The organism is Brachybacterium sp. Z12, from assembly GCF_014400405.1.
Lineage (GTDB): Bacteria > Actinomycetota > Actinomycetes > Actinomycetales > Dermabacteraceae > Brachybacterium.
In genome coordinates this window covers 84,237-104,765 of the sequence record NZ_CP060496.1, presented here as the reverse complement: position 1 = coordinate 104,765, position 20,529 = coordinate 84,237, and the positions used below count along the sequence as shown (strand labels likewise).

The window sequence follows — 20,529 nt, the reverse complement described above, 5'->3', positions numbered from 1 at the left end:
GCCGGTGCGCGATCATGCACCGGCCCTCACTGTCTCAGACGCTGGTCATGCGAAGATGACGAACACCACCGCCGACAGCGCGAAGCCGACGAGCGAGATGGTGGTGCCCACGACCGACCAGGTCTTGAAGGTGGTCACGGTGTCGAAGCCGCAGAACTTGCCGATCAGCCAGAAGCCGGAGTCGTTCACGTGCGACCAGCCGATCGAGGCGGCACCGATCGCGATGACCATGGCGGACACGGCGATCGCGCTGAAGTCGCCGCCCATGATGGCCGGGGCCATGATCGCAGCACCGGTGGTGGCGGCGACGGTGGCCGAGCCCTGCGCGATGCGCATGGCCATGGTCACGAGGTAGGCGGAGACGATGAGCGGCAGGCCCATCGCATCCAGACCGTTGGCGACCTCGTTGCCGATGCCGGTCTCGGTGAGGATGCGGCCGAACGCGCCGCCCGCACCGGTGATCAGGATGATCGAGCAGACGGGCGCGAGCGCGTCATCCACGAGGTCCTCGAGCAGTCCACCGACCTTCTCACCGCGGCGGCGCCGCGGGATCACGTACAGCAGCAGCATGGCAGCCAGGGCGGAGAGCGCCATCGCCACCGGGGTCGCGCCGAGCAGGCGAGAGAGATGGAAGAGGGCGTTGTCGGCGCTGATCGAGCCGGACTTCTCCATCGTGGCCATGCCGGTGTTGAAGAAGATCAGCACCAGCGGCATCAGCAGCACCAGGATGATCGAGCCGAAGGAGGGACGCTCCTCCTCCGGGACGTCGCGCGGCTCGCCGAGCAAGGCCGGCACCGGGGTGTTCGGGTAGCGCTTGGCGATGGCACGGGCGACCAGGTAGCCACCGAAGTACCAGGTGGGGAGGCCGATGAGCAGTCCGACGACGATGACGAGGCCGACGTCGGCGCCCATCATGATGGCGGCGGCGGTGGGGCCCGGGTGCGGGGGCAGCAGCGCGTGCATCATCATGAACGACGCGATCGAGGGCAGCACGTAGAGCATGAACGAGCCGCCGAGACGGCGGGCCACGGTGTAGATGACCGGCAGCATCACGATGAAGCCGGCGTCCAGGAAGATCGGGAACGCGTAGAACAGCGACGCGACGGAGAGGGCCAGCGGTGCCCGCTTCTCCCCGAAGGTGTCGAGCATCTTGTCGGCGAGCACCTGCGCGCCGCCGGTGATCTCGACGAGTCTGCCGAGCACGGCGCCGAAGCCGACCAATAGCGCGACTGTTCCGACGGTCGTGCTGAAGCCGGCTATCACCACGTCGATGACGTCGCCGACCCCGATCCCCGCAGCGAGGCCGGTGGCCACCGCGATGATCAGCAGGGAGAAGAAGGCATGCAGACGGGCCTTGATGATCAGGACCAGCAGGAGGACGATCGCGACGACCGCGATCGTCAGGAGCAGCCAGACCGGCCGCTCCGCGAGGACGAGTTCTTCCACGGATATCTCCAGAGGATGGGCGGGCGCGCTCCGTCGGGAGCCCCGAAGCAGAAACGCTCGGGACCCGGGCTCGTGCGCGGGTCCCGAGCGTTCAGCTCAGTTCCCGGGCGACGATGCCCGGCCGACGGGCAGAGCCCGCGGGGTGAGGGTGGGTGAGGGTCAGGCGTTCCTGGGGGTGGGCTTGGGCGCCGGGCCGAGCTCTGCCAGCAGCTGCGACATCTTCGCGTAGGCCTTGTTGCGGTAGGCGACCAGCTCCGCGGCGGTCTCCTCGTCGTAATCGCCGAGCAGGCCCTTGCCGTTCTTGACGCCCTTGCGGTCCTCGGCGACGGAGTCGGTGAGGATCTTGGGGGTGGACAGGCGATCGCCGAAGGCACCCTCGAAGGTCACGAAGGAGCTCGCGTACACGTCCAGCCCAGCCTGGTCGACGATCGCGAAGGGTCCGAAGAAGCCCAGGCGGAAGCCGAAGGTGGTGCGGACGATGGTGTCCACGTCCTCCGCGGTGGCGACGCCCTCCTCGACGACGGAGGTGGCCTCCTTCAGCAGCGCGTACTGGAGGCGGTTCAGGACCATGCCGGGGGTGTCGGCGACCTGTGCGCCCTGGTTGCCGGACTTCTCCAGCAGCTCCTTGACGGCCGCGACCGCCTCAGGGGTGGTGGTCTCGCCGGCGACCAGCTCGACGCCCGGGATGAAGGGTGCCGGGTTGGAGAAGTGCACGGTGAGGAAGCGCTCGGGGTTCTTCACGGCGCTCTCGAGCTCCCTGACCGGGATGGTCGAGGTGTTGGTGCCGATGATCGCGTCCGGGCGGGCGTGCTCGGAGATCTTCGCGAGGACGTCGCGCTTGACATCGATGCGCTCAAACACAGCTTCCTCGATGAAGTCGACATCGGCCACGGCGTCCTCGATGGACTTGCCGGCGGAGATGTTCTTCGCGACGAGATCGGCGGAGCCGGGGGCGTACAGGCCCTGCTCCTCGAAATCACGGGCCTCCTTCTGGAGGCGCTCGAGGGAGGCGTTCGCGTTCTCGACGCTGACATCGGCGATCGTCACGTCGAAGCCGGCGATGGCGAGGACCTGGGCGATCCCTCCGCCCATGTAGCCGGCGCCGACGATCGTCACGGTGGAGATGGTCATCTGGGGGACTCCTTCGTCTGTACGGGTTGCCGCCACAGTGGGCAGCACCGATGCCTACGCCCCTGCTCGGCGTCTGCCGAGAGTCCGCGCGGTCATCTCGTTCACGCGATAATACAGATCCTATTGGATATCGCCGCGCACGGATGTGACGAACGTCCCGGGACCCTCGTCACATCATCTCCCGGACATGACCACCTCCACCACCCTCGTCCCGCCCTGCGGGACCAGGCCCTCGCTCAGTGGGTGTAGGGACGGGACCTCGGAATCTCCGGGTTGAACTCGACACCGAAGCCGGGCGTCTCAGGCACGCGGATCTTCCCGTTCACGGGCACCGGCTCGCCCAGCAGCATCGGGGAGAACATCGGGACGATCTCCTCGGCCGTCGGATGCATCATCAGGAACTCCGAGAACGGGCTGTTCGTGCGGGTGATGACGAAGTGGTACGAGTACACCGAGGAGCCGTGCGGGACCACCATCGCGCCGTGGGCGTCAGCGAGCGCGGAGATCTTGAGCAGCTCGGTGATGCCGCCGCACCAGCCGACGTCCGGCTGGATGATGTCCGCCGCGCCCATCTCCAGCAGCTGGCGGAACCCCCAGCGGGTGGCCTCGTGCTCGCCGGTGGTGACCAGCATGCCCTTGGGCACGTTCTGGCGCAGCTGCTGGTAGCCCCAGTAGTCGTCGGGGATCAGTGCTTCCTCGAGCCAGCGCAGCCCGTAGTCGTGGGCGCGGTGGGCCAGGCGGGTGGCGTAGTCGACGTCAAGCGACATCCAGCAGTCGTACATCAGCCAGAAGTCATCGCCCACCCGCTCGCGCATATCGGCCAGCAGCTCGATGTTCTTGTTCATGCCCTCCTCACCGTGGGCGGGGCCGTAGTGCAGCGGCATCTTGCCGCCGATGAAGCCGAGCTCCTTGGCGATGTCGGGGCGCGCACCGGTGGCGTACATGGTCAGCTCATCGCGCACCGGCCCGCCCAGCAGGGCGTAGACCGGTTCCTGGCGGAGGCGTCCCAGCAGGTCGTACAGCGCCAGGTCCACCGCGGAGATCGTGTTCAGCACGATGCCTCGGCGCCCGTAGAACAGGGTCGAGCGGTACATCTGGTCCCAGATCCGCTCGATGTCGGTGACCTTGGCGCCCTCGAGGAAGCGGGCCAGGTGCTTCTCGACGATCCAGGCGCCGAGGTCGCCGCCGGTGGAGACGGCGAAGCCGACGGTGCCGTCGTCAGCCTCGATCTCGACCATCAGGGTGCCCAGCACGTTCAGGCCGAAGGACTGGCGGGACTGGGCGTACTCGGGGTAGATCGACATCGGGGTGGCGATGTGATCGTCGATCCAGTGGTCCGCGCCCTGGTCGTGGTAGTCGGCCCCGCCGCCGGTGACCGTGTAGGCGCGGACGTGGGCGATGGTGCGAGTGTGGGTGGCGTTCATCGGGTGGCCTCTTGAAGGGTCGGTGCGGCGCTGGTGCCGAGATCGTTGCGGGGTTCGTCGTCGAAGGCGACCAGGATCTTGCCGGGCGGTCCATCCCCCGCAGCGAGCGCGGTGAAGGCCTCGTGGGCCTGCGTCGGCGGCACGGTGCGGCTGACCAGCGGGGCGAGCGCAGCGGCATGGGCTCCGGCCCACGCGGTCGCGTCGGCGAAGTCGCGTGCGGTGTAGGTGAAGGAGCCGACGATGGAGCGCTCCTCGGTGCTGACCGCGAAAGCGGGGATCTCGAGCGTCGGCGAGCCCATCCCCACCAGCACCACGCTGCCGCCAAGGCGGGTGGCCTTCAGCGCATCGGCCATGGTGGCAGAGACGCCGACGGCGTCGATGGCGAGGTCCGCCGGGGCTCCGAGCGCCTCGGCGGCCTGCTCGGGGACCGGTCCGTCCGCGGGGTCGAGCACGGTCACGCCTAGCGTGGAGACCAGCTCGCGACGGTCCTCGGCGGGTTCGGACAGCGCGATCTCGCGGACGCCGGCCATCTGCAGGGCGATCACCACGCTCTGGCCGATCGGCCCGCCGCCGATGACCAGCACCTTCGAGCCCGGGGTGGGGCTGCCGAGGCGCACGGCGTGGACGGAGACGGCGAGGGGCTCGATCAATGCGCCGAGGTGGAGCGGGAGCTCAGGATCCAGCAGCAGCACGTTCCGTTCGGGCACCACCAGGTAATCGGCGAAGGCCGCCTGAACGTCGGGCGCCACCCCGATGACCTGCTTGCCGGGAGCGTGCTGCTCACGGTCACGGTAGGCCTCCGCCTCCTCCGGCGGGACCACCAGGGGTTGAAGGTGGCCGGGGCGCCGAGCGGCAGAGCCTCGACGTCGACCCCGGGGCCGTGCGCCGCGATCGTGCCAGCCGCCTCATGGCCCATGATCTGCCCGGGGAAGCGCCGGCCATTGTCCCCGGTGAAGCCGTGGAAGTCGGACCCGCAGATGCCGGTGGCGGCGATGCGCAGCAACACCTCCCCCGCGCTGGGCCTGGGCCTGGGCCGCTCGACGACATCGATGTGGTGGTAGTCGGACAGGACGAGAGCACGCACGGGAAAGCTCCTTCGTGAGATTCCGGGGACGGTGTGGAGACAGAGGGGTAGCGGGCCCGGGGCCGCGAACGACGCGGCCCCGGGTCCGTCTCGGGTCAGGAGCTGATGCCGGCGTCGGCGTTGACAGCCCGGTTGCGAGCGGCCTTGAGGGCCGCAGTGCGCTCGGCACGCTTGCCCAGCCAGCCCATCACCGGTGCCGAAGCGATCGCGAGGGCCACCAGGATGATCAGCACCGCGCTGATGGGACGGGTGAAGAACTGGGTCAGATCCCAGTTCGTCTTGATCACCGACTGCATGAAGTTGCGCTCGACGATCGGCCCCAGGACGATCCCCAGCACCACCGGCGCCAGGGGGATCCCACCCTTTTCGAACAGGTAGCCCAGGATCCCGAAAGCGACCATCAGCCCGACCTCGAGGTAACCGTTGTTGATCGCGAACGCGCCGCAGATCGAGATCGCCACGATCAGGCCCATCAGCACCGACCGCGGGATCCGCAGCACGAAGCCCGAGGCCCTGATCAGCAGGAAGCCCAGCGGCAGCAGCAGCAGGTTGGCGATGATGAAGATGAGGTACACGGCGTACAGGGTGTCGGTCTGGTACAGGAACAGGTCCGGACCAGGCGTGATGCCCTTGACCAGGAGCACACCGATCAGGATCGCGGTGATGGTGTCACCGGGGATCCCGAAGGCCAGCGTTGGCACGTAGGCCGAGGCGATGCCTGCATTGTTGGCACTGGAGGCGCCGGAGATCGCTTCGATGCGGGCGTCGTCGGCGGTCTTGCCCTTACGCACCCGCGAGGTGGCGCGGGTGAAGGCGTAGGAGATCCAGGCCGCGATGTCGGCGCCGGCGCCGGGCAGTGCACCCACCACACCGCCGATCACGGACCCCGAGCCCACGCGGCCCTTGTTCTTCCAGATCGCCTTGAGGGTCTGGCGCAGGGCGCCACGCCCCTCGAGCCGGGGGATCGGCAGCGATTGGCCCTTCTTGGCGGTGACCGCGCGCAGCACCTCTGACAGTCCGAACAGGCCGATCATTGCGGCGATGAAGTCCACGCCCCGGTACAGCTGCTCTTCACCGAAGGTGAAGCGCGGATGTCCGAGGGTCACGTCGAGGCCGACGGTCGAGATCAGCAGACCGGCCATCAGCGCGATGCCGCCCTTGAGCTGCGCTCCCTTGGAGACGATCACCGCGGCCGTCAGGCCCAGCACCGCCACCCAGAAGTACTCGTAGCTGGTGAACCGCAGCGCGAACTCGCCCAGGATCGGGGAGACGAAGATCAGCACCACTGAGCCGAACAGGCCACCGGCCACCGAGGCGACCAGTGACACGCCCAGGCCGAGGGATCCCTTGCCGTTACGGGTCAGCGCGAAGGCATCCTCCGTGTACGCGGCCGATGACGGCGTGCCGGGAATCCTCAGCAGGGCGCTGGGGATGTCGCCGGCGAAGATGGCCATCGCCGACATCGTGATGATGGCGGCGATCGCCGGCACCGGATCCAGGAAGAAGGTGAACGGCACGAGGAGTGCCGCCGCCAGCGTCGCGGTCATGCCCGGCAGCGCACCGATCACCAGACCGAACACGCCGGCCAACACGACCACCAGGATGGTGGTGGGGTCGGCGATCAGCAGCAGTGCGCCTTCGAAGTTCTCGATCATGTCAGAACCCCTGAACGGGCCGTCGGGAAGCTGGACCATCAGGCCCTGCTCGAACATCAGCCACAGACCGATCGCTGTCAGCACACCGGTGATCACGGCGACCCACCACTTCGCCCGCAGCGACCCCACGATCGCGGCCACCAGGATCGCCATGGTCAGCGGGAACCCGAGAATCTCGGCGAAGAGGACGAAGAACACGATCCCGCCCATGAGGATGGCGCCGTTGATCCACCGCCTGATGCCGTCGGACCCGATGTCGGTGTCCGCCACGGCCTGGGTGGCCATCTCCTCCGTGGAGACGTCGTCGTCGCTGGTCGGCACCGCGCTGATGCCCTCATCGGCCGGAGCCGATGGGGTGGCGGCGGCCGGCGGGGCCTCCGCCTCGGCCACGGCCATCTGCTCGCCGTGGAGGCGTTCACGCCGGGCCGAGAGCGCCGAGGTCAGCAGCAGCAGGACACCGAAGATGATCAGCAGCCCGCCGATCATCATCGGGAACAGTCCCGGCCCGGGGATCCCCTCGCGAATGAACGGCATGCCCGCGCCGTAGGGGATCACCACCGCTCCGACGGCGATCGACGCGATACCGATCACGAGGTTGCCGCGAGCCGAGACCTCAGCAGCGGAGGGATCGGCAGCGGTCACTTCGCGAGCCCCGCTTCCTCCATGACCTTGCCCTTCTGCTCATCGTCCTCGCGCATGAGGGTCTGGAAGTCCTCGGCGCCGGCGTACTTCACACCCAGACCCGAGTCCGACATGAAGTCGTTGAACTCATCGGACTCGGCGACCAGCCCGAGATGGCACTCGAGCTCCTCGACGACCGTCGGATCCATGTCCACGGGCCCAGCGATGCCGCGCCACACGCTCATGGAATAGTCCGAGCCCGTCTGCTCCTGGAGGGTGGGCACGTCGGGGAAGTTCGGGTCGGCCTCGGTGCCCATCACGCCGAGAGCCTTGGCCCGGTCGGAATCGAGCATGACCTTGGACTCCCCAGTGCATTGGTGGTCATGTCGATGCCACCCGCCACGAGCTCCTGCAGGGCCGGGGCCGCACCGTCGGAGGGCACGAAGTTGACCGCATCCAGCGGGAGGTCGTTGTCGATCAGCATGCCCAGCAGGGCCAGGTGCCAGATGCCGCCCTGGCCGGTCCCGGAGGAGGTCACCTCGCCCGGGTTCGCCTCGATGTAGGCCAGCAGCTCCTCGGCGCTCTCCCACTCGGCGTCCGCGGCGACCGTAATGCCGGCGCCATCCTCGTTCATCTGCGAGATGGCGGTGAGGTCCTCGCCGCTGATGTCGGTCAGGCCCTGGTGATGCATCATGCCGATCTCCACGGTCACGAGACCGATGGTCTGGCCGTCGGGGTCGGCGTCCACCATCGCCTGGTGACCGACCACGCCCGAGCCGCCGGTGCGGTTGACCACGTTCACGTTGGTCCCGAGCTGTCCGGAGAGCTGGTCGCCGATCAGGCGGGCGACGCCGTCGGTCCCGCCACCGGCAGTCCAGGGGACGATCAGCTCGACGGGTCCGGAGGGGTACTCGGCGTTGATGTCATTGCATTCCTGCACGGCCGCATTGTCGGCGCCGCCTTCTCCGGCACCGCCGGAGCAGCCGACCGCCACCATGGTGAGTGCGGCGGCTCCGGCGATGCCGGACATGAGGCGGCGGGTACGAGGGGTTCGCATGATGAGGTCACTCCACTTCGTCTTGCAGATCTGACACCGGACATCGGTTCGGTGAGGGGGCACGAGGTGGCGAGCCGGGCGCACGTCGGTGTGCACCGGGAGGTCGGGGGAGGGATCTGCTCTCCACGTCGGACTGATGAAGCTATCAACGTGTGGTGCCGGACACAGCCTCGAAAGGATCCGCGATCCGAAAATCCTATATCCAGGATTGGTAATGTGGGTCACGGCAGGGCCGCGACCTGGAGGGACGCGGCGCCCCGCACCGACCGCGTCACCGAACCGTGACCGCCGGGAGCACCCGCTCCCGCCCACCCCAAGACACCTCCCGGACGCTCCGGGAGCCCCCGCACCGCCTGAGGAGTCAATGTGCCCAGAGTTGAGCAGACGGACTGGCTGGAGACCTTCGTCGCCGTCGTCGACCACGGGAGCTTCTCCGGTGCCGCGCGGGCCCTGCACCGCTCGCAGTCGCGGGTCAGCACCCATGTCGCCAGCCTCGAACGGGCCCTCGGCGGGCTCCTCATCGACCGCACGCATCGCCCGATCGGGCCCACCGAGCTGGGCACCACCTTCCTGCCCCACGCCCGCGCCGTGCTGGAGACCCTCGAGCGCGGCGTCGAGGCTGTCGATCAGCACACCGGCACCCTGCGCGGGCGGGTCGTGATCGGCTGTCACCCGAGCGTCAGCGCCGGGTTCCTGCCGGACGTGATCGCCTCGGTCCACGCCCTCCACCCCCAGGTCAGGGTGGAACTGACCGAGCACACGACGCCGGACCTGATTTCCGGGATCGTCACCGGACGCTTCCACATCGCGATCCATTCGCTGGCCGCGGACCCCCGTCGGAGGAGCTGCAGAGCGTGCCGATGTGGACCGAGCGCTACGTGGCCGTGGTCCCCGCAGAGCATGAGCTCACACGGCACGAGATCCTTCCGGAGGGCGGCCTGGACCCGGAGCTGGTGGCAGATCACCCGTTGATCGCCGTGGCACGCCCCGGCGCGGAGGTCGACCCCGACACCGGCAGCGCGCTGCGCGCCTGGGGCCTGGAGATCCCGGTGACCTGGCAGACCGAGCAGCCCCAGACCGTGGTCAACCTCGCCCGGGCTGGGCTCGGGGTGGGGGTGCTGAACTCCCTGGCCGCACACATCAGCGACACTTCCGGGATGGCGGTGATTCCGGTGGGGACGCTGGCCGAAGGGCGCCAGGTCGCCGTCACCCGTGACCGGCGGACCACCGCCTCGCCGAGCGTCGACGTGGTGTTCGAGACGATCCTGGCCACCGCGCCTCCGGCGGGGGTGCGCCCGGTGGGCGACCCTTGACGTTCCCGAGGGAACCGTAGATCCTATAGGCCAGGGAGGCCATGCCTTCCGCCGCCACTGGAGTCGGTTCATCGACCACGGCCCGCCAGCCTCACCGGCGAGCGCTCGCTGTGACGTGGCGGTCCCCTGCTCGTGATGAGGCGACAAGGAACTCACCGTGACTGAGACTTCCCACCAGGAGCCGCAAAAAGCTGCGCTCACCCCTGTACGGCGCGATGGATAAGATCCCCGGCGGCACCATGGTGATCCCGCTGGTCCTCGGCGCTGTTGTCGGTACAACGGCCCCGGGATTCCTCGAGATGGGCAGCTTCACCACAGCCCTGTTCGCCACTCCGATGCCATTGATGGCGCTGGTCATCTTTGCGACCGGCATGCAGATCACGCCACGCTCGATCGGACCGGTTGCCGGTACGACGGGCGCGATCCTGCTGGGCAAGACCATCGTCCCCGGCCTGCTGATCGTGGGCCTAGGATTCCTCGTCGGCCTGGACGGCCTCCTCGGCATCTCGATCGTGGCGATGCTAGCCACCTTCGACAACTCCAACGGAGGCATCTGGCTGGCCTTCACCGGCAAGTACGGGAACAAGACGGACCGCGGCGCTTATGTCGCCTCCGCCGTCAACGACGGCCCGTTCTTCACCATGCTGTTCATCGGCGCCGCCGGCCTGGGCTCGATCCCGCTGGATGCCTTCGCCGCAGCGATCATCCCCCTGGTCCTGGGCATCATCGTCGGCAACATCGACCACAAGTGGACTGAGGTGATGCGTCCGGTCCCGAACATCGTGATCCCCTTCTTCGCCTTCGGGCTGGGCACTGGGATCGACATCAGTGCCATTCTGACCGGTGGCCTCACCGGCATCGTGCTTGGTCTGCTGGTCACGCCGTTCACCGGCGGCACCACGTACCTCGCCTACCGCTTCCTGCTGCGCCGCGGCCCACGCTCCGGCATCGGCTTCGTCGCCGGCACCACAGCGGGCAACTCCATCGTCACCCCCGCGATCATCGCCTCCGCCGATCCACGGTTCGAGCAGTACGTGGACGTGGCGACAGTGCAGGTCGCCACGGCTGTACTGATCTCCGCGATCACCGCCCCACTGGTCGCGGCGTGGTTCCTCAAGCGCAACGGCGCACTGAACAACCCCGATGAGCTCGAGGACACCGCCGAGGCGGTCCCCGGTCAGTACGCACCGTCGGCCCTCGAGGCGGGCGCCGACGCCGCCGAGGCGACCGCTCCGGCAGCGAACAGCGACAGCGCCGCGGCCCGGTCCGAGGGCCCGGCGCTCGGCCGACGACGGCGCGAGCCGGACGGCTCCTGACCGCGCCGATCGGACATACTCGGTCCAGACAGCTCTGCGGACCGGTGACCAGCGGCTCGGGCCCCTCGACGGGGTTCGGGCCGCTCGCTGTACCCGGCACGACCCCTTCGTCCCCGACATGATGAGGACATCTCCATGAGTTCCGCCGGCCCCGGCTCGCGCGTGACCCGAGCCCACCTGGTGTGGGCGGTCGGTGTCTTCGCGTACCTCTGCGCCGTCTCCGGACGCGCCTCCTTCGGTGTAGCGAGCGTCGAGGCGTCCACCCGCTTCGGTGTCGACGGCGCCGTGCTGAGCCTGTTCGGGGTCGTGCAGCTCGGCACCTACGCCGCCGCGCAGATCCCCGCCGGGCTGCTGCTGGACCGCCTCGGCCCCCGCCGCATGATGGTGCTGGGCGCGGTGATCATGGCGGCCGGGCAGGTGCTGCTCGCCTTCGCCACCGACGTCCCCACGGCGCTCGTGGCCCGGCTGCTGACCGGTGTGGGCGATGCGGCCACCCTGATCAGCGTGGTCCGTCTGATCGCCACCTGGTTCCCCACCGGGCAGGTGCCGGTGTTCACCCAGTTGGCCACCATGATCGGCCAGTTCGGTCAGGCCGTCGCCGCGGTGCCGTTCCTGGCTCTGCTGATCAACGTGGGCTGGACCGCCGCCTGGGCGTCGCTCGCCTTCATCCTGGTGCTGAGCGTGCTGCTGGTGATTGCGGTCGTCCATGACGAGCCGCCCGAGGAGCCCGGCGCCACCCCGGCCCCCGTGACCCGACCGGGCAAGGTGCTGAAGGACGTCTTCACCTCGCGCTCGGCCTGGTCCGGATTCTTCCTGCACTGGATGTGCCTGGTGACGGTGAACTCGTTCATGTTCATGTGGGGTGTTCCGTACATGACCAGCCTGGGCATCGGGGCCGCCGAGGTAGGCACGCTGCTGACGATCAACGTGGTGATCATGGTGGGCCTGGGCCCGCTGATCGGCGTGTTCACCGGTCGCTTCCCCACCACAGGCCGATGCTCGGATGGATCGCGGGCACAGTCCTCACCGCAACCTGGACGATCACGCTGCTGGTGCCAGGACAGCTCTCGGCATGGCAACTGATGCCGCTGATCACGGCGATGGCGATCGGTTCGGCGACCTGCTCGGTCGGCTTCGACCTGGCCCGCACCGGGGTGCCGCGGCGTGCGATCGGCACCGCCACCGGCATGGTCAACATCGGCGGATACTCCGCCTCGCTGGTCTCCGTGCTGCTGATCGGCATCGTGCTGGACCTGCGCACCGGTGACGGCGCTGCGGACCTGTCCGACTACCGGGTGGCTCTAGCCTCGCAGCTGGCGCTGATGGTGGCCGCCGGCGTCGGACTGTGGATCACCACCCGACGCCGGCGGAAGGACGCCCTGGCACCACAGGAGGCCTGAGGGGCGCTGGGGCACAGCGGATGTGCCGAGGGTCAGCCGACCCGCATGCCGCCGTTGAGGTTGTAGGTGGCACCGGTGGTGAAGCCGCCGTGCGGCCCGACCAGCCATGACACCAGTGCGCCGAGCTCCTCGACGGTGCCCAGGCGCCCCACCGGGGTGCGGGCGACGAACTGCTCGCGCCGCTCCCCTTCCAGGGGGCCGCCCATGATGTCGGTGTCGATGTTGGCCGGGGAGATCACCGCGGTGGTCACACCGGTGCCGGCGGTCTCCTTCGCCAGGCCCCGCAGCAGACCCTCCACGCCCGCCTTGGAGGCGGCGTAGGCGGAGGTCGAGAAGTTGCCGCCACCGTCCTGCGCCGCGGTCGAGCCGATCGCGACGATCCGTCCCAGGCCCTGCTCGAGCATCACCGGCAGCACCCGCTGGGCGAGATGGAACAGCCCGGTGGTGTTGATGGTCAGGATTCGCTGGAAGGACTCGCTGGTCATCTCCAGGAACCGAGTGGGATCGGCGATGCCGGCGCAGTTGACCAGCGCGCCGATCGGCGGAGAGGTCGCCTCCACCGCGGTGATCGCGGCGTCGACGCTGGCCTGGTCGGCGATGTCGACCTGCGCGGTCACCACGTGGCTCGCCCCGGCCGCCCGGGCCTGTTCGGCAGCCTGCTCCAGCCCTGCCACGTCCCGGTCCAGCAGAGCCAGGGGACGACCCTCGGCCGCGAGGAAGCGGGCCACCCCGCGACCGATGCCGCGGGTGGAGGCGACGCCCGTGACCACGGTGGTCAGCTCGGCGATCCGGGCCTCATCGGCCGCGGAGCGCTCGATGCTCATGCGGATTCCCCTGCTGCGGGCCGCCGGGAGTTCACGACGTTGCGCGGCTGCTGTCCGGTGGCGATGGCGATGACCTCGCCGCGCATTTCGGCGGAGGTGTTGTCGGTGAAATCCTTCGTCCAGCACAGCGAGTGCGGTGCCAGCACGACATTCTCCATGCCGATGAACGGGCTGTCCGCAGGCAGCGGCTCGACCTCGAACACGTCGAGGCCGGCCCCAGCGATGGTGCCGTTGCCCAGTGCAGTGATCAGGGCCTGCTCGTCGACCACGCTGCCCCGGGCGATGTTGATCAACGCAGCGCTGTCCTTCATCAGGCCGAGCTCGCGCTCCCCGATCAGGTGGCGGGTCTCAGCGGTGGCTGACACCGTCAGGATCAGGTAGTCGCTGCGCTCGAGCACCTCATCCAGCTCGAGCTGCTGGATCCCGACCTCCTCGCAGAACTCGGGGCGGGGTGAGCGGTTCCAAGCCACCACCTCAAGATCGAGGGCACGCAGCTGGCGCACGGTCTCCTGACCGATGCCGCCCAGCCCGATCATCCCGACCGTCGCCGTGGCCAGGCCCGGCCCGCGGTACTCGGCCTTGCGCTCCCACTGCGCCTCGCGGACCAGGCGGTCCTTGGGCAGGAGGTTGTGTGCGAGGGCGAACAGGAAGGTCAGCGCCGTGTGGGCCATCGGCACCCGCAGCCCGGTGGGGGCGTTGGTGACGGTGATGCCGCGGGCGTCGCACGCCGCCAGGTCGACCTGGTCGTAACCGGCGCCGAAGCGGGCGACATGCTTGAGGGTCGTCACCCCCTCGAGCTGCTCCTCGCCGAGGGCGAGAGAGCCCAGCAGCACGAGCGCGTCATAACCCTCGAGCTCCTCCCCGCGCAGCGGGGAGCCGTCGGCCGAGACCAGCGACCATTCGATGCCGTGCTGCGCGAACTGGTCCAGTCCGATGTCTCCGTAGATCGTCGAGCCGTCGGCCTTGGCATAATCGCCGGTGACGGCGACCTTCCAGGGGCGTCCGGTGGTCCCGGCGGCGGAAGCGGAAGCGGTGCTGGGCGTGTTCATGACATGAACTCCTCGGTGACCTGGGCGGGCTCGGGCTCTCGGTGCATGCCGAGGCCGTGCCATGCCTCGGGGTACTCCACGAAACTGCGGTTCAGCGCCTCGACGCTGGTGGCGCCGAGCTGCCCCATGGCCAGGGACAGCTCGCCGTCGAGGATGTCGAGCACGCGCAGCACGCCCTTCTCTCCGGCGGCGGCGTTGCCGTAGCCCCAGGCCCTGCCGATCGAGACCAGGTCGGCGCCGACGGCGAGGGCCTTGGCGATGTCGTCACCGGTGCGCACGCCCGAGTCGAAGATGACGGTCATGCGGTCGCCCACGGCGTCGGCGATCATCGGCAGTGCGCGGATGGAGCTTGGCGAGGAGTCGAGCTGGCGGCCGCCGTGGTTGGAGACGTAGATGCCGTCGGCCCCGGCGCGATGGGCGCGCAGCGCGTCCTCGGGGGTGAGGATGCCCTTGATGTAGAGCGGGCCGTCCCACTGCTTGCGCACGTCCTCGATGCTCTCCCACGTCAGGCTGAGGTTGGCGAGGTACTTGGCGACGAACTCCTGGTGGGAGACGGCGTTGTTGCCCTGGACCTCGTCCTTGAGGTTGCGGAAGCCGATCGCCGGCGGGCGCATGATCGCGCGGGTCCAGTTCAGGTGGCGGACCGCCTGCACCGCGTTCTGCGGAGTGATCTTCGGCGGGATCGACATGCCGTTGCGGTGGTCGCGGTAGCGCTTGCCGTTCAGCGGCACGTCCACCGTGACCACGAGGGTCTCCGCACCGATGGCCTTGGCACGCTTGATGAGGTTGGAGACGATCCGCTCGCTCTTGTACATGTACAGCTGGTACCAGAGCGGCCCGGTGGCCTGCTCGGCCAGCTCCTCCATCGCCCAGTTCGACGCCGTGGAGATGGTGAAGGGGATGTTGGCCTTGCCTGCGGCGCGGACCGCGCCCATCTCGCCCTCGCCGCCGATCATGCGCTGCAGACCGAGCGGGCCGAGCACGTAGGGGCGATCCAGGGCCTGACCGTCGACGGTGGTGGACACGTCGACGCTCGAGATGTCAGTCAGCCAGCGCGGTCGGAAGCGGACCTCGCGCAGGTCGGAGACGTTCTCCTCGCTGGTGAGTTCGTGGTTCGAGGCGCCGTCGATGATGTCGAACGCCATGGTCGGCAGGCGTCGCTTGGCTATGCGGCGGATGTCCTCGATAGAGGGGGCGGAGTCCAGCGGATCCAGGCGGAAACCGCCTGCGGTCAGCATCTTCGCGAATTCGAGGGCACTGGACAGAGGGGAGTCGGCCATCACTTCTCCTTGATCGGTGCCGGGCGGCGGTGCCCGGAGAGGTCCTGCGAGGACGGCCCGAGCAGCGTGCTCAGGCCGAGGTGGTCCTGGTCGCGCCTCGTTGGCGACCAGTGGGCCCGGGCGTCCCGGGAGACGGGAGGCCCGGGGCTCATCGGAGCCCCGGGCCTGCGCCGGATCAGTGCATGTGCTTGCCGCCGTCGACGTTGATCGACGTGCCGCTGACGAAGGAGGAGTCCTCGCTGACCAAGAAGCTGATCAGCCCGGCGACCTCTTCAGGCTGGCCCACGCGGTGCAGCGGGATATTGGCCGACATCGAGTCCTTGCGGTCGTCCGTCAGAGTGCCGCCCATGATGTCGGTGTCGATCGGGCCGGGCAGGATCACGTTGGCGGTGATGCCATGCACGCCCAGCTCCCGGGCCGCGCCGCGGGTCAGTCCCTGCACGGCGGCCTTCGCGGCGGCGTAACCGGTCTTGGAGAAAGTTCCGCCGCCGTCGAGGGCGGTGATCGAGGAGGTGTTGACGATGCGCCCACCGATGCCGCCGTCAATCATGCGCTGGGCTGCAGCCTGCATCATCAGCAGGGTGCCCTTGCCGTTGACATTCATGACGCGGTCCCAGATCTCCGAGGTGATCTCGAGGATCGAGTGGGGGCTGGGGATGCCGGCGAGGTTCACCAGGGCCACCAGCTGCGGCAGCTCGGCATCGACGCGCGCGAAGGCGGCGTCGACCGAGGCCTGGTCGCTGATGTCGACGCCGACGCCGATCACCTTCAGACCGGACTCGGCGGGGATCTCGGCGTTCAGCTCAGTGGCGAAGAACTCCTCGACGGCCGCGCCGTCGATGTCCGCTGCGGCCACGTGCCAGCCCTCGGCGACGAGCTTGCGCACAACGCGCCGGCCGATGCCGCGGGGAGCGCCAGCGCCGGTCACCAGCGCGGTGCGCTGGGCGGGGAAGGGCTGGATGGTCTTGATCTCGATGGTCATGTGGGTTCTCCTTCGAACGGGGCTCGGCTCAGGCGGTCGGCTCAGCCAGCGCGGAGGCCAGCACCTGCCGGATGTAGTGCACGTTCTCGGCGATGACGCCGAGGGAGTCGGAGCCGTAGTGCTCGCAGCAGAACGGGCCGGTGTAGCCGAACTCGAGGGCGCGACGGATGACCTTGCGGTAGTTGATGTAGCCGTACTTCAGCGGCATGGGCGCCGAGGAGTAGGCACCGGTCGCAGGGTCGAAGTCGCGGGTGTAGTTCTTGATGTGCCAGAAGTTCGAGTGGGGCAGGACCTTCTCGAACATGTCCTCCCAGGGCTCGACCTCGCGGTGCAGGCGCACCAGGTTGCCGATGTCGGGGTTTAGTCCCACAGCCTGATGGTCGACGTCCGTGACGAAGGAGACGGCCTCGTCGGCGGTGCCGACGTAGGTGTCCTCGTACATCTCGAGGCTGAGCTGGATGCCCTGCTTCTGCGCGGCGTCGCCGAGCTGCCGGACCCGCTCGATCGCGAGGTCGCGCAGCGCCGGGTCGTCGACGTGGCCGTCCTCGAGCCAGAACCAGATGGCATTCTGCTGCGCCTCCGTGGTGGCCTGCATGAAGCCCGTGTTGACCACGCTCACGCCGAAGCTCGGCGCGATCTCGATGAATCGGTGCGCGTCGCGCAGGTTCTGCTCGCCGTTGTTCACGTCCACGACGGAGTTGCGGGTCATGGAGATCGAGGCCAAGGACAGGCCCTCGCCGTCGAGCACGCGACGGAACTCCTCGAGGCGGTCGTCGCTGAGCTTCGCGAGCGGCAGCCAGGCGTCAGTGGGGTCGATCTGGTCGACGCCCAGCTCCTTGACCTGTCGCAGCTGAGAGGCCCAGACGGTGGACGGAGCCTCCAGGATGGGGGTGCCGTCCGGTGCCTTATTGCCGAACGAGAGCATGTTGGCCCCGATCGGCCAGTTCTCTGCAGAGAACATCGTTGTCCCTTCGAAGTCGAGGAATGATCTTCTTGATCCTATAGGATCGATGTACCGAAAGGGAAGAGGGAGAATCGGGCGAACTGTGGGCTTGGCCGGTGGGTCGGCAGTCCTCGGGGAAAGCGGGTGGTCACGGAACCGTGGCGCTCACCGGCACCCTGTGGTCAGGTCGAGGTCTGACTTTCGGTCGAGTTCCGCAGCACCCGGGCGGACGCCGCACGCATATGGCGGGACATCGCCGCAGAGACACGCTCGACATCACCCTCGGCGATCGCATGCGCGATCTCCTCATGTTCCGTGATCGCATCTTCGATGTCCTCACGCCGGTCCACTGCGTGCTCGAACCACACCCTCAGCAAGGTGCGCGTAGTCGAGAGGATCTCCGACAGCAGCTTGTTCCCACTGTTCGCCGCAAGTTCGCGATGGAAGGCGATATCGGCCTCGACATAGCGCTCAGGGTCATCCCTCGCCTCACGTTGGCGTCGGACCAGCTCCGGCAGCTGCTGCGCCTGCTTCTCGGTGCGCTCGAGAGCAGCCAGCTCCGCGGCGCTGCGCTCCAGGGCGGAGCGTACGACGGTCAGCTCAGGCGTGCGGTCCTGATCCAGCAGCAAGGACCACGACGAGGTGCTGGGCAGCAGCTCTGACGTGCCCGATCGCAGATAGGTGCCCGAACCCGCCCGAGTGTCGACGATGCCGAGAACCTCGAGCGCCGATATGACTTCTCGCACCGCACTTCGCCCCACTCCGAGGCTCTCTGCGAGTGCACGCTCCCCGGCCAGACGATCGCCGGGACGCATGCTCTCCCCCAGCAGGAGATCCAGCAGGCGATAGGTCACCGCACTGCTCGGCGACCGACTGATGCGGACGGGCCCTCCCGGGGTGCCGGGCTCCACATGGGCGGTCCCGAGCACCAAGTTCCTGGGGATGTCGGTAGCCGACGGCATCAAGACCTGGACCGTGATGTGCACCATCCTCGGAGCAGCAGGCATCGTGATCCTTAGCCTCGTGTGGCTGATCGTCTGACCCTGCAGTCATCCGCAGTTCGTTGCGCCGGACGGGCGGGTCCGGACATCACTGTCCTGCGCAACTTAATTCCTATAGGATTAAAGGGCTACGGGCCCCGTCCGCCCCGGCCCGCCCACGACTACCCGCCGTCGGTCCCCCGCGGCAGCCTTCGGAGGAAACCACGATGACGTACCTCTTCAACGATCCCGCCGACTTCGCGACCGAGGCCGTCGCAGGTCTTGCCGCGGCGCACCCCGACCACGTCGCAGTCGTCCACGGCGGCGTGGTGCGCGCCACCGAGACCCCGAAGGGGCAGCCCGCCCTGGTGATCGGCGGCGGCTCCGGCCACTACCCCGCCTTCGCCGGCTGGTGTGGGGCCGGGCATGGGCCACGGCGCGCCCTGCGGCAATGTCTTCGCCTCGCCCTCGACCTCGCAGGTGTACTCCGTGGCACGCAACGCGGAGAACGGCGGCGGCGTGATCCTCGGCTTCGGCAACTACGCGGGGGACGTGCTGCACTTCGGCGGTGCGGCGGAGAAGCTGCGCGCCGAGGGCATCGACGTGCGGATCATCAAGGTCAGCGACGACATCATCTCCAACACCCCCGAGAACCATCGTGACCGTCGCGGCATCGCCGGTGACCTGCCGGTGTTCAAGATCGCCGGTGCCGCGATCGAGGCCGGCGCAGATCTGGACGAGGCCGAGCGCATCGCGCTCAAGGCCAATGACGCCACCCGCTCCTTCGGCGTCGCCTTCGACGGCCCCACCCTCCCCGGTGCCCCGGAGGCACTGTTCCACGTGCCCCAGATGCAGATGGGCGTGGGCCTGGGCATCCACGGCGAGCCCGGCGTGCGCGACGAGCCGATCGGCACCGCCGACGAGATCGCGACCCTGCTGGTCGAGGGCGTTCTGGCCGAGCAGCCGGAGCGCGTCGAGGGCGGCTACCAGGGCCGGGCCGCGGTGCTCGTGAACGGTCTGGGCACCGTGAAGTACGAGGAGCTGTTCATCGTCTACGCGAAGGTCGCGGAGCTGCTCGAGGCCGCCGGCATCACCCCGGTGCGGCCCGAGGTGGGCGAGCTGATCACCAGCCTCGACATGGCCGGACTGTCCGTGACCCTGGTGTTCCTCGATGAAGAGCTCGAGCAGCACTGGCTCGCCCCCGTGGACACCCCCGCCTTCCACCGCGGTGCCATGCCGCAGATCGCTCGCCCGCGCCGCACCGAGTTCTGGCAGGCCGGGGCCGACGAGACGCCCACCTCGACCGAGCAGTCGCGCGAGGTCGCGCAGCAGATCGCCGGCGTGCTGGACCTCTTCGAGGCCGTCTGCGTGCGGGAAGAGGCCGAGCTGGGCCGGATCGACGCGATCGCCGGCGACGGCGACCACGGCCAGGGCATGGCCTACGGCACCAAGGGTGCTGCGGCCGCTGCGAAGACTGCGCTCGAGGCCGGCGCCGGGGCCCGCACCCTGCTGGTCCGAGCTGGCGATGCCTGGTCGGAATCCGCCGGAGGCACCTCCGGAGCGCTCTGGGGAGCGGCCCTCATCTCCGCCGCCAGCATCTTCGACGACCAGGCGGGCAGCGAGCCGCGGAACATCGTGGACGCGATCGACGCCGGGATCGATGCGATCCAGCGCCTGGGCGGCGCGCAGGTGGGCGACAAGACGATGGTCGATGCCGCCGCCCCGTTCCGGACCGCGATGGCCGAGGCCTTCACCGGTGACAACGCCTCCGAGGCGATCCTCTCCGCGGCCACGGTGGCCCGCGAGGCCGCCGACGCGACCGCAGACATCACCGCCGCCCTGGGCCGTTCACGCGTGCTGGGCGAGAAGTCGCTGGGCACCCCCGACCCCGGCGCGATCTCCTTCTCCATCCTCATGAAGGAGCTCGGGCAGCACCTGGCCTGATCCCTCGGGGCGTGCGGGACCGGACTCCCGCACGCCCTTCCCCGCCGGCGTTTCGCCTGCGACCCTCGACTCACGACTCA

General features: G+C 68.8%; 21 protein-coding genes and 1 pseudogene. 7 read left to right on the top strand and 15 right to left on the bottom strand.

Going from position 1 to position 20,529, the window contains the following annotated elements; all coding sequences use genetic code 11:
• Positions 1–45: 45 nt before the first annotated feature.
• The 8 genes from H3H54_RS00560 to H3H54_RS00525 form a co-directional block, all read right to left on the bottom strand.
• Positions 46–1,446: a GntP family permease gene (locus tag H3H54_RS00560; protein WP_262425089.1), complete on the bottom strand. Its 1,401-nt coding sequence runs from the start codon at positions 1,444–1,446 to the stop codon at positions 46–48.
• 159 nt (positions 1,447–1,605) lie between these two features.
• On the bottom strand, positions 1,606–2,577 hold the full coding sequence (locus tag H3H54_RS00555) for a 3-hydroxyacyl-CoA dehydrogenase family protein (protein WP_262425088.1): 972 nt from the start codon (positions 2,575–2,577) through the stop codon (positions 1,606–1,608).
• A gap of 236 nt (positions 2,578–2,813) precedes the next feature.
• Positions 2,814–4,001, bottom strand: a complete 1,188-nt coding sequence (gene rhmD, locus H3H54_RS00550) for an L-rhamnonate dehydratase (protein WP_262425087.1) — start codon at positions 3,999–4,001, stop codon at positions 2,814–2,816.
• Positions 3,998–4,750 carry a zinc-binding dehydrogenase gene (locus H3H54_RS00545; RefSeq protein WP_262425086.1) on the bottom strand — a complete coding sequence of 251 codons (753 nt, stop codon included), beginning with the start codon at positions 4,748–4,750 and terminating at the stop codon, positions 3,998–4,000. The genes rhmD and H3H54_RS00545 overlap by 4 nt, the downstream gene beginning before the upstream one ends.
• Positions 4,648–5,085, bottom strand: coding sequence for an alcohol dehydrogenase catalytic domain-containing protein (locus H3H54_RS00540; protein WP_262425085.1), 438 nt, complete (start codon positions 5,083–5,085; stop codon positions 4,648–4,650). The genes H3H54_RS00545 and H3H54_RS00540 overlap by 103 nt, the downstream gene beginning before the upstream one ends.
• Positions 5,086–5,180: 95 nt before the next feature.
• Positions 5,181–7,382, bottom strand: a complete 2,202-nt coding sequence (locus tag H3H54_RS00535) for a tripartite tricarboxylate transporter permease (protein WP_262425084.1) — start codon at positions 7,380–7,382, stop codon at positions 5,181–5,183.
• Positions 7,379–7,714, bottom strand: a complete 336-nt coding sequence (locus H3H54_RS00530; RefSeq protein ID WP_262425083.1) for a tripartite tricarboxylate transporter substrate-binding protein — start codon at positions 7,712–7,714, stop codon at positions 7,379–7,381. Before H3H54_RS00530 ends, H3H54_RS00535 begins: the two co-directional genes overlap by 4 nt.
• Positions 7,678–8,418: a tripartite tricarboxylate transporter substrate binding protein gene (locus tag H3H54_RS00525; RefSeq protein ID WP_262425082.1), complete on the bottom strand. Its 741-nt coding sequence runs from the start codon at positions 8,416–8,418 to the stop codon at positions 7,678–7,680. The genes H3H54_RS00530 and H3H54_RS00525 overlap by 37 nt, the downstream gene beginning before the upstream one ends.
• 366 nt (positions 8,419–8,784) lie before the next feature.
• Here H3H54_RS00525 and H3H54_RS00520 point away from each other — a divergent pair, with 366 nt between their 5' ends.
• The 5 genes from H3H54_RS00520 to H3H54_RS00500 all read left to right on the top strand — a co-directional run bounded on the left by H3H54_RS00520 (position 8,785) and on the right by H3H54_RS00500 (position 12,447).
• Positions 8,785–9,390: a LysR family transcriptional regulator gene (locus H3H54_RS00520; protein WP_262425081.1), complete on the top strand. Its 606-nt coding sequence runs from the start codon at positions 8,785–8,787 to the stop codon at positions 9,388–9,390.
• A complete protein-coding gene (locus tag H3H54_RS00515) occupies positions 9,279–9,731 on the top strand; it encodes a LysR substrate-binding domain-containing protein (RefSeq protein WP_262426356.1) in 453 nt (150 codons plus the stop codon). Before H3H54_RS00520 ends, H3H54_RS00515 begins: the two co-directional genes overlap by 112 nt.
• A gap of 215 nt (positions 9,732–9,946) precedes the next feature.
• Positions 9,947–11,047 carry a 2-keto-3-deoxygluconate permease gene (locus tag H3H54_RS00510; protein ID WP_262425080.1) on the top strand — a complete coding sequence of 367 codons (1,101 nt, stop codon included), beginning with the start codon at positions 9,947–9,949 and terminating at the stop codon, positions 11,045–11,047.
• A gap of 135 nt (positions 11,048–11,182) precedes the next feature.
• Positions 11,183–12,130: a nitrate/nitrite transporter gene (locus tag H3H54_RS00505; RefSeq protein WP_262425079.1), complete on the top strand. Its 948-nt coding sequence runs from the start codon at positions 11,183–11,185 to the stop codon at positions 12,128–12,130.
• On the top strand, positions 12,130–12,447 hold the full coding sequence (locus H3H54_RS00500) for a hypothetical protein (protein WP_262425078.1): 318 nt from the start codon (positions 12,130–12,132) through the stop codon (positions 12,445–12,447). Before H3H54_RS00505 ends, H3H54_RS00500 begins: the two co-directional genes overlap by 1 nt.
• A gap of 32 nt (positions 12,448–12,479) precedes the next feature.
• Here H3H54_RS00500 and H3H54_RS00495 read toward each other — a convergent pair whose 3' ends face one another.
• The 7 genes from H3H54_RS00495 to H3H54_RS00465 all read right to left on the bottom strand — a co-directional run bounded on the left by H3H54_RS00495 (position 12,480) and on the right by H3H54_RS00465 (position 18,379).
• Positions 12,480–13,271, bottom strand: coding sequence for an SDR family NAD(P)-dependent oxidoreductase (locus H3H54_RS00495; protein ID WP_262425077.1), 792 nt, complete (start codon positions 13,269–13,271; stop codon positions 12,480–12,482).
• Positions 13,268–14,320 carry a D-isomer specific 2-hydroxyacid dehydrogenase family protein gene (locus H3H54_RS00490; RefSeq protein WP_262425076.1) on the bottom strand — a complete coding sequence of 351 codons (1,053 nt, stop codon included), beginning with the start codon at positions 14,318–14,320 and terminating at the stop codon, positions 13,268–13,270. Before H3H54_RS00490 ends, H3H54_RS00495 begins: the two co-directional genes overlap by 4 nt.
• Positions 14,317–15,600 carry an alpha-hydroxy acid oxidase gene (locus tag H3H54_RS00485; protein ID WP_262425075.1) on the bottom strand — a complete coding sequence of 428 codons (1,284 nt, stop codon included), beginning with the start codon at positions 15,598–15,600 and terminating at the stop codon, positions 14,317–14,319. Before H3H54_RS00485 ends, H3H54_RS00490 begins: the two co-directional genes overlap by 4 nt.
• Positions 15,600–15,752 (bottom strand): hypothetical protein, encoded by a 153-nt coding sequence (locus H3H54_RS00480; RefSeq protein ID WP_262425074.1) that lies wholly within the window; start codon positions 15,750–15,752, stop codon positions 15,600–15,602. The genes H3H54_RS00485 and H3H54_RS00480 overlap by 1 nt, the downstream gene beginning before the upstream one ends.
• Before the next feature lie 23 nt (positions 15,753–15,775).
• Positions 15,776–16,582: an SDR family NAD(P)-dependent oxidoreductase gene (locus H3H54_RS00475; protein ID WP_262425073.1), complete on the bottom strand. Its 807-nt coding sequence runs from the start codon at positions 16,580–16,582 to the stop codon at positions 15,776–15,778.
• Positions 16,583–16,610: 28 nt separating this feature from the next.
• Positions 16,611–17,543, bottom strand: coding sequence for a sugar phosphate isomerase/epimerase (locus H3H54_RS00470; RefSeq protein ID WP_262425072.1), 933 nt, complete (start codon positions 17,541–17,543; stop codon positions 16,611–16,613).
• 164 nt (positions 17,544–17,707) lie between these two features.
• Positions 17,708–18,379, bottom strand: coding sequence for a FadR/GntR family transcriptional regulator (locus H3H54_RS00465; protein ID WP_262425071.1), 672 nt, complete (start codon positions 18,377–18,379; stop codon positions 17,708–17,710).
• A gap of 43 nt (positions 18,380–18,422) precedes the next feature.
• On the opposite strand from H3H54_RS00465, the gene H3H54_RS00460 reads away from it, so the two are divergent.
• Together H3H54_RS00460 and H3H54_RS00455 are read left to right on the top strand one after the other, a co-directional pair.
• Entirely contained in the window at positions 18,423–18,566 is a 144-nt protein-coding gene (locus H3H54_RS00460; protein ID WP_262425070.1) for a hypothetical protein, read from the top strand.
• Positions 18,567–18,732: 166 nt separating this feature from the next.
• Positions 18,733–20,449: pseudogene (locus H3H54_RS00455) on the top strand (dihydroxyacetone kinase family protein).
• Positions 20,450–20,529 lie beyond the last annotated feature (80 nt).

What these genes read in the sequence shown, in the direction of transcription:
- H3H54_RS00555 (WP_262425088.1), bottom strand. Translation starts at nt 2,577, where the DNA reads ATGACCATCTCCACCGTGACGATCGTCGGCGCCGGCTACATGGGCGGA.
- rhmD (WP_262425087.1), bottom strand. Translation starts at nt 4,001, where the DNA reads ATGAACGCCACCCACACTCGCACCATCGCCCACGTCCGCGCCTACACG.
- H3H54_RS00530 (WP_262425083.1), bottom strand. Translation starts at nt 7,714, where the DNA reads ATGCTCGATTCCGACCGGGCCAAGGCTCTCGGCGTGATGGGCACCGAG.
- H3H54_RS00525 (WP_262425082.1), bottom strand. Translation starts at nt 8,418, where the DNA reads ATGCGAACCCCTCGTACCCGCCGCCTCATGTCCGGCATCGCCGGAGCC.
- H3H54_RS00515 (WP_262426356.1), top strand. Translation starts at nt 9,279, where the DNA reads ATGTGGACCGAGCGCTACGTGGCCGTGGTCCCCGCAGAGCATGAGCTC.
- H3H54_RS00510 (WP_262425080.1), top strand. Translation starts at nt 9,947, where the DNA reads ATGGATAAGATCCCCGGCGGCACCATGGTGATCCCGCTGGTCCTCGGC.
- H3H54_RS00505 (WP_262425079.1), top strand. Translation starts at nt 11,183, where the DNA reads ATGAGTTCCGCCGGCCCCGGCTCGCGCGTGACCCGAGCCCACCTGGTG.
- H3H54_RS00500 (WP_262425078.1), top strand. Translation starts at nt 12,130, where the DNA reads ATGCCGCTGATCACGGCGATGGCGATCGGTTCGGCGACCTGCTCGGTC.
- H3H54_RS00495 (WP_262425077.1), bottom strand. Translation starts at nt 13,271, where the DNA reads ATGAGCATCGAGCGCTCCGCGGCCGATGAGGCCCGGATCGCCGAGCTG.
- H3H54_RS00490 (WP_262425076.1), bottom strand. Translation starts at nt 14,320, where the DNA reads ATGAACACGCCCAGCACCGCTTCCGCTTCCGCCGCCGGGACCACCGGA.
- H3H54_RS00485 (WP_262425075.1), bottom strand. Translation starts at nt 15,600, where the DNA reads ATGGCCGACTCCCCTCTGTCCAGTGCCCTCGAATTCGCGAAGATGCTG.
- H3H54_RS00480 (WP_262425074.1), bottom strand. Translation starts at nt 15,752, where the DNA reads ATGAGCCCCGGGCCTCCCGTCTCCCGGGACGCCCGGGCCCACTGGTCG.
- H3H54_RS00475 (WP_262425073.1), bottom strand. Translation starts at nt 16,582, where the DNA reads ATGACCATCGAGATCAAGACCATCCAGCCCTTCCCCGCCCAGCGCACC.
- H3H54_RS00470 (WP_262425072.1), bottom strand. Translation starts at nt 17,543, where the DNA reads ATGTTCTCTGCAGAGAACTGGCCGATCGGGGCCAACATGCTCTCGTTC.